The sequence below is a fragment of the Allocoleopsis sp. genome, assembly GCF_036703385.1.
GTDB lineage: Bacteria > Cyanobacteriota > Cyanobacteriia > Cyanobacteriales > Coleofasciculaceae > Allocoleopsis.
The window spans coordinates 1-12,209 of the sequence record NZ_DATNPA010000022.1 but is presented as its reverse complement, the minus strand read 5'-3'; the positions used below and the strand labels follow the sequence as shown (position 1 = coordinate 12,209).

Annotated in this window: 12 protein-coding genes and 2 pseudogenes; 8 read left to right on the top strand and 6 right to left on the bottom strand. The window is 47.2% G+C overall.

All coding sequences use genetic code 11. From position 1 onward, the window contains the following. The coding region (locus V6C93_RS01150) for an ATP-binding protein (RefSeq protein ID WP_333474801.1) at window positions 1–457 on the top strand (457 nt) is incomplete at its 5' end. On the opposite strand, the gene V6C93_RS01145 is transcribed toward V6C93_RS01150, so the two are convergent. Further along, complete coding sequence (locus V6C93_RS01145) at window positions 454–1,341, bottom strand: hypothetical protein (RefSeq protein WP_333474800.1); 888 nt, start codon at window positions 1,339–1,341, stop codon at window positions 454–456. The two genes, V6C93_RS01150 and V6C93_RS01145, sit on opposite strands and share 4 nt — an antisense overlap. Before the next feature lie 286 nt (window positions 1,342–1,627). Further along, window positions 1,628–2,134: a hypothetical protein gene (locus tag V6C93_RS01140; protein ID WP_333474799.1), complete on the bottom strand. Its 507-nt coding sequence runs from the start codon at window positions 2,132–2,134 to the stop codon at window positions 1,628–1,630. Window positions 2,135–2,808: 674 nt separating this feature from the next. Between V6C93_RS01140 and V6C93_RS01135 the strand changes: the two genes are divergently transcribed. From V6C93_RS01135 to V6C93_RS01110, 6 genes and pseudogenes are all read left to right on the top strand, one after another. Continuing rightward, a complete protein-coding gene (locus V6C93_RS01135; RefSeq protein WP_333474798.1) occupies window positions 2,809–4,038 on the top strand; it encodes a glycosyltransferase family 4 protein in 1,230 nt (409 codons plus the stop codon). A 275-nt stretch (window positions 4,039–4,313) separates the two neighbouring features. After that, entirely contained in the window at window positions 4,314–4,922 is a 609-nt protein-coding gene (gene yqeK, locus V6C93_RS01130; RefSeq protein ID WP_333474797.1) for a bis(5'-nucleosyl)-tetraphosphatase (symmetrical) YqeK, read from the top strand. Window positions 4,923–5,230: 308 nt separating this feature from the next. Then, window positions 5,231–5,632: a ribosome silencing factor gene (gene rsfS / locus V6C93_RS01125; protein ID WP_333474796.1), complete on the top strand. Its 402-nt coding sequence runs from the start codon at window positions 5,231–5,233 to the stop codon at window positions 5,630–5,632. Between the two features lie 7 nt (window positions 5,633–5,639). Then, entirely contained in the window at window positions 5,640–6,140 is a 501-nt protein-coding gene (locus tag V6C93_RS01120) for a CGLD27 family protein (protein ID WP_333474795.1), read from the top strand. An 82-nt stretch (window positions 6,141–6,222) separates the two neighbouring features. Beyond that, complete coding sequence (locus V6C93_RS01115; RefSeq protein ID WP_333474794.1) at window positions 6,223–7,176, top strand: asparaginase; 954 nt, start codon at window positions 6,223–6,225, stop codon at window positions 7,174–7,176. A 459-nt stretch (window positions 7,177–7,635) separates the two neighbouring features. Next, a pseudogene (locus V6C93_RS01110) lies at window positions 7,636–7,731 on the top strand (group I intron-associated PD-(D/E)XK endonuclease); the annotation flags it as partial. A 65-nt stretch (window positions 7,732–7,796) separates the two neighbouring features. Here the strand turns inward: V6C93_RS01110 and V6C93_RS01105 are convergent. The 4 genes from V6C93_RS01105 to V6C93_RS01090 form a co-directional block, all read right to left on the bottom strand. Next, entirely contained in the window at window positions 7,797–8,396 is a 600-nt protein-coding gene (locus V6C93_RS01105) for a tetratricopeptide repeat protein (protein WP_333474802.1), read from the bottom strand. A 94-nt stretch (window positions 8,397–8,490) separates the two neighbouring features. Beyond that, a complete protein-coding gene (locus V6C93_RS01100; RefSeq protein ID WP_333474792.1) occupies window positions 8,491–9,969 on the bottom strand; it encodes a CoA-acylating methylmalonate-semialdehyde dehydrogenase in 1,479 nt (492 codons plus the stop codon). Between the two features lie 82 nt (window positions 9,970–10,051). Next, a complete protein-coding gene (locus tag V6C93_RS01095) occupies window positions 10,052–10,531 on the bottom strand; it encodes an ester cyclase (RefSeq protein WP_333474791.1) in 480 nt (159 codons plus the stop codon). A gap of 6 nt (window positions 10,532–10,537) precedes the next feature. Further along, entirely contained in the window at window positions 10,538–11,458 is a 921-nt protein-coding gene (locus V6C93_RS01090) for a cyclase family protein (RefSeq protein ID WP_333474790.1), read from the bottom strand. A 219-nt stretch (window positions 11,459–11,677) separates the two neighbouring features. On the opposite strand from V6C93_RS01090, the pseudogene V6C93_RS01085 reads away from it, so the two are divergent. After that, window positions 11,678–12,209 (top strand): annotated as a pseudogene (locus V6C93_RS01085) (hypothetical protein); the annotation flags it as partial.

Below are 12,209 nucleotides of genomic sequence, written 5' to 3'. Positions count from 1 at the left end.
GAATCTTGTGTGGTTGAGGCATAACGAAAAAGCTCTCAAACAAGACCGTCTCGAAGTCGAGACGGACTTACACGCTGTTACAAAAGTTTTACAGTGGTTTGAGGACTTTACCAAACCGATGCTGCCTCAACCCTCTCAGTCGCAGTGCCAACTGGCATTTGTAGAAGGCTTTACAAATGCAGTTCGCCATGCTCATCACAACTTACCTCCAACGACACCAATAGAGCTGGAGTTGAAGGTCTTTCCTGACAGCTTAGAGATGCGAATTTGGGATCAGGGACAGCCCTTTGATTTGGAAACCAAACTCCAAGAAGCCCTCGACCGCCAAAAAGACCTAGACCCGTTATCGGCAGTAGGAGGTAGAGGGCTGATTTTTATGCATCAGCTGATGGACGAAGTAGCATACTTACGGGTAGATGATGATCGCAATTGTCTGTTGATGCGCAAGCGGTACTAGATTTCAGCTACAGCTCTCTCAATCAGGCGTCGCGCCAGGGTTTGGGTGCCTGTATGCTCGAAATAGTTCGTAGACACATCGAGAAAAGCCCCCAGATAGTCCAATTTGCTATCAGCAACGTCAATAAACCCTTGCAGGTTATTCGCCACAGATTGTGGCGTCAAATTTTTTGAGGTGACAAAACTACTCATCCAACCTTTGACTGAATCAAAGCTTTGACCGATAAAGTTGAGCTTGCCACCCGAATCGCCGCCAGGAATGGCGTCGCTGACGCTGCTGAACGTCTGATTTCGTTCTAAATCTGAAGGACTGAGTCCCGAAAGGGTGGATTGTGCCTGCCGGATAAAATCGGGGCCGAGGGGAATTAGGCCATCAAAACACACTAGTGCTGCCATGCGCATCAAATTTTCGCCACTGTACTCCCCTAGAGAGGCGACAAAGTCCCCAATACTATCACCAGGGATACCGTTGATCTGGCAGAAGGCGACTAACTCTACAACTAATTTCAAGCACAGATCGATGGTCTGTGCTTTGTCAGCTTTTGGCGTTATGTTGCTCAAAAAACCCATCAGGGGGATTTTTTCGCCGACCTTATTCGCTAGGGCAGCCGCACCGAGGGCATAATCTGTCTTGTCAACGGTTTGGTAAAGCCACATGGCGCGTTGGTAGCCCTGAGAGCGATCATTGTACAGATAGACCGCGCGATCGCCGATTTGCTGAATGATGTCTTCGTCCGTTTCGCCCGTGACAGTGCGAATGGTATTTTCAAACCCAACTACATTGTTCCACTCACCTGGAATCACAAAGTCGAGTGACCTTAAAGCCATCGTAGTGATATTGCTGGTTGGCAGCTCATCAACAAGTTCAAAAATTGGTTTGCTCATGGGCAGGCTCCTTGCCTTAATTTGAAGTTTTGTACTAACCGCGTTAGGGAGGGCGAAGTTTTCTAACTCCCTACCCTTCGCTCATGCATATAGCGTCACGCCAGACGACGCCCCGCTACTCTAACGCGCCGAACAGCGAATGTCAGCATTCCCTGAGCGCTATCACTCACGTCTTGAGTGTTCTGTATCCTCTCACTTGGCCCCTGTTGTTCATCACCGGAAAAAAGTCCCCTAGTTTTAGTCTCTAGGGGGCTGAAATGGTATTTCAGCTTGGCCTGTGACCCTGTTATTTGCTAAGTCGGGCAAGACCATCAAGGTCAAATTTTTTCAACCAGGCTTCGCGGTCAAAAGAGGGGTCAGTGGATCTGACTGTGACTTGGTAGCGATTATTGACGAGCACACTGGTTTGACTATTGCCAAGGGTCGCTGCGGGATAACTGGCAACTTTTTTAGTGCTTTGCTGGTATTTCTTGGCCGTATCGGGGGTGCTTTTGATATCAGAGATAGACAATGTAGCAATATCTTTGCCATTCTTTTTCAGCTTGGCTTGAGCAAAGCCTTTTTTCTCCTGAGTATAAACGCGCTGGTAGCCGCCGTCACCTTTAGGGAAGAACTTATTGAAATTGGAACCTTGTGTAGCATCCTTGACTACAGCCTGACCACTTTTCTGCTGGCTGCTGGTCTGTTGGGCTTGATCAAAACGGGAAGGCTGCTTGTTGGCACAGGAGGTTACCAGGAGTAACAGGCTCAGCAGCAAGGGAGCCAAAAATTTATGCAGACGTGACATAATCATCGTCTTCTCCTTGATGAATTAGAGTTCTCGTTCCAATTTTGGCTCACAGGTTGTCAATCTGGATCAATCGGAGGTCACATCAGCGATGAGCTCGTCTGAGTTATGTGTCAATAGCCCATGATTAATATTATTTCCTGATCGATGCGTGATAAATAATCTTTACCATGCCCTCTATTGCTGTGCTCCCCCAATCTTGAAGAGGAATGTGTAGCTGAGCTACAGGGAAATGGTCTAAATTACCACCCTTTAGTGGGTTGACAAGACGGTCTAGAGTTGACTACTATCACGGACTTGACCCAAATTCTACAGGGGCGATCGCGTTGAGAGCCCTTAATAAGCATCACAGGAGTGCATCCCAATCGCCAGATTGATTTATAAACGAGGGATTTATTAAAAGAGTAGAGCTTGCGAAATAACCAATTATCAGCTCATCGCCTCTAGGCTTCTCTTGCTTAAAATCACTGGTAGCTTCTACACTAGGGGTTCATTTTTTCTAAAGGGGACAAAAGGCAAAAACTTAATAACTGTCTAACCCCGGCACCAGGCATTCAACAACTTCACCTCGCCTTTAAGTTTGCAAGGAATCTTTAAACATCTTTGGTGAAGCGAAGGATAGCCTGGAGAAACAATCCCGATAACTCGGCAAGTATCTACCCAGATTGCAACCTCAAGCTATGCGCATTCTGATTTATACCTATAATTATTTTCCAGAGCCTATTGGGATTGCTCCCCTGGTTACAGAGCTAGCAGAAGGTTTGGTAAAACGAGGGCATCAAGTTCGTGTTGTGACTGGAATGCCTAACTATCCTCAACGTCAGATTTATGAAGGATACCGAGGTAAGCTATACCTCACCGAACTCACCAACGGTGTTGCAGTTCAACGCAGTTATCTTTGGGTTCGTCCGAAACCCACTTTACTGGATCGACTGTTACTGGAGATTAGCTTTGTTTTTACCAGCTTTGTCCATGCTCTGAGGGGCCAGCGCCCCGATGTGATTTTCATCACCGCGCCCCCCCTGCCAGTATCCGTCCCCGCGGCTCTCTTGGGATGGATACATCGTACACCGATTATTTTGAATCTTCAGGATATTTTGCCAGAGGCGGCTGTTAATGTTGGTTTACTCAAGAACCCGAAGTTAATCCGCATTTTTGAACTTTTAGAAAAGTTTGCCTACCGAACCGCCAGGAAAATAAGTGTGATCGCGGAGGACTTTGTCGATCACTTAATTAGCAAAGGGGTTCCCGCTCGTAAAATCGTTCAGATCCCCAATTGGGTTGATGTTAATTTTATCCAACCTTTGCCGAAAGCCAAAAATCCCTTCCGCGCCGAGCATCAACTCACTGATAAATTTGTTGTGATCTATTCCGGTAATATTGCTCTGACTCAAGGTTTAGAAACGGTCATCGAGGCAGCCAGTCGCCTACATTACCTTCGGGATCTTGCCATTGTCATTGTAGGAGAAGAAAAAGCGTTGCAGCAATTGCATCAGTTCTGTGAGGATTGTGCTGTTGATAATGTAACTTTACTTCCGCTTCAACCTCGTGAAAAACTTCCAGAAATGCTAGCTGCTGCCGATGTGGGATTAGTCGTTCAAAAGCACAATGTAATTTCTTTCAATATGCCTTCCAAGATTCAAGTTCTGATGGCAAGTGGTTGCGCTGTTGTGGCTTCTGTTCCGGCAAATGGCACTGCCGCCAAAGCCATAGAACACAGTGGTGGTGGCATCGTTGTCCCTCCAGAAGATCCGGATGCCCTAGCCGCTGCGATTTTGGAGCTGTATTACCAGCCTAAGAAAGTTAAAATACTAGGAGAGAAGAGTAGACAGTATGCTCTGGAGCATTACACCTTGGAGCACGCACTTGACCAGTATGAAGAACTTTTCGCTGTCGTTCAGAAGCGTTAAGCTAAAATAAGGGCACGAACATGTTCTCTTTGTTGTCGGTGCGTAAGACGTGACTCGACAGCAGGAAAAAGTTGATCGCGTACCGGGCGCGATTTGTTGAGGCGTAAACGACGCACATCTGCCACAAGGCAGTGCGTAAGGAAAGCCGCCGCTAGAGAGCTAGCGCTACCTTCATTTGCGCCAGACTAGAGTGTTGAGGATGTGATGCGTTAGTTTCATCGCCTTGCTGTAATACCATTTGCTGATTTTAGACGTTGCCTTTAGGAGTTTTTTTGATGCGAGATCAGGTCTTAACCTGGTTAGCAGATAACGTTCCTGCTTCTCGGCTTCAGCATATTTTGGGTGTCGAGCAGATGTCCGTTGAACTGGCTCGGCATTATGACTTAAATGTCGAAAAGGCGGCTCAAGCGGGATTGATGCACGACCTGGCTAAATACTTTAAGCCCGCTTTGTTGTTGCAAATGGCAAGGGACGAGGGGATAGAAATAGACCCGGTCTGTGAAGCCACACCTCATCTATTGCACGCAGATGTCAGCGCTATTGTTGCTAGAGACCAATTTGGGATGCAAGATGAGGAGGTAATGGATGCGATCGCACATCACACATTGGGTCGTCCCGGTATGAGTCCCTTGAGCTGTATCGTATTCCTGGCTGATTGTCTGGAGCCAAGTCGGGGTAACACACCGGAGTTGGAAAGATTACGTCAAGTTAGCTTTTCAAACCTATACAAAGCCATTGGCGTTACCTGCGAGTATTCGTTGAGATTTTTGTTTGATAGCCATTGTCTGATTCACCCACGCACAATTTTGACTCGGAATTGGGCGATCAGTCTTTCTAGGCAAAATGATGGAGCGAAAAGACCTACTGGCAGAGGAAGAGATTGAGGAACTTGGAGTATCCTCTGGAGATAAGGGACTGGAAACTGACAAAAAAGTTGGTCACAACCTGCGGCAGTGATTCGAGAAAACCCAAGAAAATTATAAAGAGAAAGCATGAGCGTAATTTGTCAAAGAGTTTGACCAGGGGAGTACAGATGGAAAGAAGGATGACGGAAAAAGCGTTAAAACGTAAGACTACTGAGCCTTTCGCCCAAACGTCATACTTCATAACTTTTTAGCTGTCCAGTCCCAATGATGCACATTTGTATCGTTTTGAACAAGGAATTTAACATTTAATGAGAGATCAATTTAAAATGCCTTCTACCTTAGTTTCGACCAGTACTCAAAAACAAGATATGAGCAAGGGTCTGGCTTTGACGATTGCTCAGGCAGCAGATGACCGTAAAGCTGGAGATATTGCCATTCTCAGGGTAGGCGAAGTGACCTACCTGGCAGATTACTTTGTGATTGTGACTGGTTATTCCAAGGCACAGGTTAGGGCGATTTCTCAGGCGATTGAACAGAAAGTTGAGATGGAGTGGCAACGGCGACCTCTCAGGACTGAAGGCGTCGCCGAGAGCAGCTGGATTCTTCAAGACTACGGTGAGGTGATTGTTCACATCTTGCTGCCTCAAGAGCGAGAGTTCTATAATTTGGAAGCGTTCTGGGGTCACGCGGAACAGATAGAATTTCAGGTATCTCAACCGCAACAGTGACTAAACAATGATGAAATCTTCTGTTTCTATCTGTCCGGTTCCAACTGAGCAGCAACCTATCAATGAGTACCAGGAGTTGAGAGAATCCTGGTTCTTTCGCTGGGGAATGCTGGAGCTGCAAGGTTATATTAAAAAACTGGCTTGGGTCTGGGGAGTAAGTTGGATTGTGGCTGGTCCCTTGGCAGCCGCCAGTTTTGCCCCTAGTCGTTATACAGTGCATTTTCTGCTGTGTGCGGCGGCTGGTGCAGGTATGTTTTTGGCGTTGACGCTGTTGCGGCTCTATTTGGGTTGGTCTTACGTGCGCGATCGCCTGTTAAAGGAGACAATATTCTATGAGGAGTCAGGTTGGTACGATGGTCAAACCTGGACTAAGCCGCCAGAAATTTTGACCCGCGATCGCCTAATTGTCTCTTATCAAGTCCAACCCATTCTAAAACGTCTGAAGCGGACATTTGGAATTCTTGTTCTATTGGTTTTTGGTGGTAGTCTAATTTGGAACTTTCTATAAACTCTAGGCGGTTAGTCAGAATCAGCGCTGCTGTGCCAACGCAGCCATTTTTTTGTCCCCTTACAGGGTTAAGGTCTTAGGCATGACAAGGGGAAAACGCACTCAAACACCAGCCTTAGAAGTCCGATTGCTGCGAGAAGGACTCGTCGAATCGACTCATCGGGCTCAAGCCGTCGTCTGTGATAACCGGGGGCGGGTTTTATCTGTTGCTGGCAACCCAGAGACCTCGACATTTATTCGTTCGGCTCTTAAACCTTTTCAGGCACTAGCGGTTACCACTACGGGCACACTAGAACGCTATAACCTGAATGACCGTGACTTGGCAATTATCTGTAGCTCTCATCAGGGCAGGATTGAACAAGTACGACAGGTCTTTCATATCCTTTGGCGCTCTGATGTAGACCCGTCAGCACTACAATGTCCAGTTCCAGAAGGAGCTAAAAGTCCACTGGCATACAACTGCTCTGGTAAACATGCCGGGATGTTAGCAGTGTGCCAGCAACGCCAGTGGCCCCTCACTAGCTATTTGCAGTACCACCATCCCGTACAAAAGCTGATCTTGAGTCAAGTGGCTGACTTGATGAAGATGCCAGGGGAAGAGTTGATTCGGGCACACGATGATTGTGGGGCACCAACTTACTTTGTACAACTGCGGCAAATGGCCTCGTTGTATGCTCAACTGGCCTCAGGTGATAATTTGGCAATGGAACGGATTGTCCGTGCAATGACTCATCATCCCAACCTGGTTGCCGGTGAAGGCGCATTCGATACGGAACTGATGCGATTGTCTCAAGGGGAGTTGGTTTGTAAATCGGGAGCAGAAGGTGTTGAATGCATTGGTCGCATTGGGGAAGGTATGGGGATAGCGATTAAGGTGATGGATGGAGCCAAACGTGCGAAGTATGCCGTTGCCATCCACCTGCTGAAGCAAATGGGCTGGATTACTCCTTCAGTGTCGGAAACTCTGTCCGAAATGTTTATGAAACTCAGTAGCTTCAAGCGTTTAGAGGTTATTGGCGAACTTTCTATGCTTTAAGGGTTGTCATTCTTTTAAATTTAGGGTTATACTAGCAAGAGTGACGACAGCGACGCGGGATAGAGCAGCCTGGTAGCTCGTCGGGCTCAACGGTCAGGTTAACTAAACGCTTAATAGTTAACTCTGACATGGGCGGCACGTAAAGAAAGTTACGTGTGTTTACCTGTCAAAGTCGGGGAAGCCGCTAGCGTGGTAATCCCGAGCCAAGCTCCGAGAAGGAGAAGGTGTAGAGACTGGATGGCAGGCACCCTAACAGTTAGGCTGAGGGTGAAGGGACAGTCCAGACCACAAACTGGAGAAATTCCAGGCAACGAAAGTTGTAGATGGTACGCATAACCCGAAGGTCGGTGGTTCAAATCCGCCTCCCGCCACCAAATTAAAGATAAAAAAACCTGCGATCCTCAAAGATTGCAGGTTTTTGTTTTATGCTTAGCGAGCATCTGTTCCGGCTTTATTCACATGGACACAAAGCTAAAGGGAGACATAGCAGAGCAAGCAGCGATTCTTCATGCTCTCAAGCGCGGTTGGGGAGTTCTTAAACCTGTTGGCGATCGCAATGATAATCACCCCTAAGAACGTCACTCGTAGGGGTGATTATAGTGCAAATGTACTACAAACATCTATCCATCAATCAGTTGTTGAAAACGCTCATCCTCTCGAATGGCATCAAAGTTTGCGTCTGTTTTGGCTACTTCTCGATACTTAGAATCAAGCTCAACTGTCCATTTTAAGTTTTTAATCGCTAGCTCAACATTACCTTGTAAGGCAGCACAGCCAGCTTTACCATACCACCCGCTGGGGTTATCAGGCTTTTGCTGAATCGCTTGTTCAATGGCAGCGAAGGCTTCTTCATATTGCTGCAATTTAGCGAACATAATACCTCGGACAGACCAACATTCTATTAGCTCAGGCTTGAGTTGAATAGCTCGATCACAACAGACAAGCGCTTCGGCATAGCGTTGTAATTCGCCTAATGCAGACCCTCTGAATAGCCATACTTCAGCAATATCAGGCTTGAGTTGAATCACTCGGTCAAATGAGGCGACTGATTCTTCATAGCGTTTCAAATTAAATAAAGCTAATCCCCGATTAAACCAAGCATCAGAAAAATCAGACTTGAGTTGAATAGCTTGGTCAAAGGCGAAAAAAGCATCTTCGTTGCAAGGTTCCTGCCAGAGGTCAAAAACAAACACAATCAGTGCGATCGCTAAAACTGCCACCAACAACCCTACTGGTGCGATCGCGTTCTTCGTCTTTCTTTGTTATACGGACTTCAACGATATTGTGTACTTTTTAGAGGTAAAGATACTTTCTTCAAAACTGACGCGACCAATTTTTAGGCCAACGTTCAACAACCACTTTCGTTTGCGTAAAAAACTCCACCGCATCTCGTCCCTGTCCGTGTAAATCTCCGTAGAAACTTTCCTTCCAGCCACTAAAAGGAAAGAATGCCATCGGTGCGGCTACGCCAATATTAATCCCAATATTCCCCGCTTCTGCTTCATAACGAAACTGCCGCGCTGCTGCACCACTACTGGTAAACAAACACGCCATATTACCCCATTGACCACTATTCACTAATGCGATCGCATCTTCGATTGTCTCTAGGTGCATCAACCCTAACACAGGGCCAAAAATTTCAGTACGGGCAATTTCACTATTCGGGTCTACATTTTGCAGAATGGTGGGTCGAATAAAGTTCCCCTGTTCATAACCGGAAATCTTCGGGTTGCGTCCGTCTACTAATACCTCCGCCCCTTCATCTGCTCCCTTTTGAATCAACCCCTCTATCCGCGCTTTACTTTGAGAGGTAATTACCGGCCCCATTTGGACTCCATCATCCAAGCCATAGCCTACCACTCGTGCTTGTGCAGCAGAGGCGATCGCATCTGTAAAAGTATGCCGTGCTTCTCCTACCGTAACCGCCACAGATGCCGCTAAACAGCGCTGTCCGGCACAACCAAAAGCACTATCAGCAGCAATTCGCGTGGTCATTTCCATATCCGCATCGGGGAGGACGATAATCGGATTTTTCGCCCCTCCCTGACATTGCATTCGCTTGCCATGTGCTGCCCCTTTGCTGTAAACGTACTGAGCAACAGGTGAAGAACCAACAAAGCTAATCGCTCGAATTGTGGGGTGTTCTAGAATGGCATCAACAACTTCTTTTGCCCCATTCACCAAATTAACCACACCCTTGGGTAATCCCGTTTTTTCGAGTAATTCAAACACCTTTTGTAGGGTCAACGGCACTTTTTCCGAGGGTTTGATAATACAAGTATTGCCACAAGCGATCGCATATGGCATGAACCAAAAGGGAATCATGCCAGGGAAATTAAACGGAGCAATTATTGCTGTCACTCCCACGGGTTGACGAATCATCATTTCGTCAATGCCACGCGCCACATCTTCTAAGTTGTATCCCTGCATTAGCATGGGAATGCCACAGGCAACTTCTACATTTTCAATTGCCCGTTGCCACTCGGCTTTTGATTCCCCATAGGTTTTACCGCATTCTAGGGTAATCGTGCGGGATAATTCATCGATATGGTCTTCTAATAAGAATTTGAGCTTAAACAGGTATTGGATGCGATCGGTGGGTGGGACGCGCCGCCAACTCTTGAAAGCCTCAGCAGCGGCTTGAGTAGCTGCATCAACATCACTCTTAGGTGATAAAGGCACTTGAGTTAGTACCTCAGCAGTGGCAGGGTTCACCACATTTAGAAATTCAGTCGCTTGGGAGATGCACCACTCCCCATTGATGTAGTTCGGTAGGGGATTTTTATAAGACACAGCGGTTGTCAGAAAGCATATTTTAAAGATGCTACTACCTTTAAGCAGGAACAGCGCTAGGGTTAAGCCTCCCTAGCAATACTTAGCTAGACTCAGTGTTTTCCTGTCCTGAAGCGGGTATTGCACCGAGTTGTTGCATAAAGCTTAAGCGATCAATGTTTGCCCAGCGTTCTACAATCTTGCCATTTTGAATTCGCCAGAACACCATCCCCGTAAAGGTAAACTGCCGATTGGTTGGTGGGATGCCCATATACACTCCTTGATGCGTTCCTTGCCACGTTGCTCGAACAGCAACTTTATCCCCCTCAGCAATCATGTCTTTGATGGTGACGCGAATGTCAGGAAAGGCACTGCGTAGCGCTGCAATATGTTTTTTCACCCCTTCCGCACCTTTGGGAGTGCCAGGAGGAGCATCATGGTCAATAAAATCAGGCGCAATCTGCTCCTCTATGGCTTCGGCATCTCCTCTGTGGGTTGTGGCTTCGTAGTGATTGCGTATTAGGATTTTGTTCTGTTCTGGCGGCATTGAGCGAAACTCCTGCCAAGTATCATCGTGCACCACAAAAATTTATCGTACCCGAACGCCGAGTTGTTTATCCCAATGAAGGGGTTGATCGGATTTTGGTAAGGGAGCTTCTGGAATTTGGTTCACCGACACGCCATACTTCCAGTTAGGGGGACAAATGGCGATGTAACGGGCGTAGCCTCCCAAACCGCCTTTAAACTTGGGATAGCCGATCGCAACCAGTGCTCCTTTGTCTGGTACTTTATCTAAATTGGCAACACCTTCAGCTTGAGTGTACCCATTGTGTAAAAGCCAAGCTTCACCCTCAAGAGTTGGCGTGCTGTCCGTATCCAGGGGTTCATGCCCGTGAAACAGAATTTTACGCTGCAAATGCAGGAACTTGAGGGCATCAAGAGATACACCCGGAAATTTGGTTCTTGTAGCTAGTTTGGGATTAGGCCATTCCTTAGACCAATCGGAGCGCACGAACACAACTGAGCCTTCGGGAATTTTCCCATGCTTTTTTTCCCAAGCCAGAATATCCTCGACTTTGAGATGATAGTTTGGGTCTTTAGCCACTTTATCCTGAATAGGAATGACTACTAAGGGACGAATGGTATAGGTAGCTGGAAGCTCATCGATCGCAGGATACTCTGGTGCCCAATGTGCGGGTGGATCGAGTTGGGTTCCAAGCTGATCGGTTGAAAGCTGATACTGAGTTGCCTCGAAGCCATCCTGTTTATAGTTGTATGGCTTGCCTGTTTTTGGGTTCACTGTAGGTTCAAAGGTGGACGAACCAAATCCTGCCCAAACGGGAATTGAAGGGGTAATGGTATGGGTGAGGTCTACATATTTGGCTGTTTTGAGCGACTGCTGATACACCTGCCACAGAGGAGGTTCAGGACTGGGCTGTGTCACCGCTTTAGACACAAAAATTAATGCGGTACATAGGACAATTAAGCACAAAAATCCGAACTTTCTCATAACCCTTTCTGTCTAGCCTGATTGGCTAAAAAATATCAGGAAAATGCTCACTGGAATGGGTTCTCGTTTTGGTTCCGCCCCAAGCCACCCAGTTAGGGGATAGCTCCTTAGTATAGGAGAGGGAGCACACCTGGGATTAGCATGGTAAAGAGGAAGACCTACCAGGCGTTCTGCTGCAATAGATTGAGTTTTGGTCGGAGTAGCTTTGGGGAGAGAAAGATGTCTGTCAATTTACAGCGACCGATTTTAGTGGGAGGAGTTGGCTTATCAGTGTCACTCTGGCTGTTGCAGAGTTTTCATGACTCGGTAGGTCAAGTGGGTGAGTTTGGGATGTTGGGTGCAGTCGCGCTCGGCGCTGGTTTATGGTTATTTGGCAAGAAAAGCTCTAAAAACCTTGATTTGTCGCTGACAGCCGCACCAGTTGATCGGGAGACGGTGGAAAAAGCGATCGCCAAAGCTGAAACCCTGATCAAGCTGCTGGAAACAGAGTCCGAAAATCATGCTTCCCTTCCCCATTTACGGCAACGACTGACTCAGTTAACCACAGAGTTAGACCGACAAAAGATACAAATTGCGGTCACTGGGGGTAGGAGTGTTGGTAAAACCAAGTTGGTTCAAGTGTTGGAGTCTAGCTGGTTACCTCAACAGCCGCAATGTCTTAGTTTGAAAGAGACACCCGCTTTGTTTGTGGGGGCGGATGCCGATGTTGCGGCAGAAGCTGCTGCTAGGGACATGGCACTTTCCTCGGATT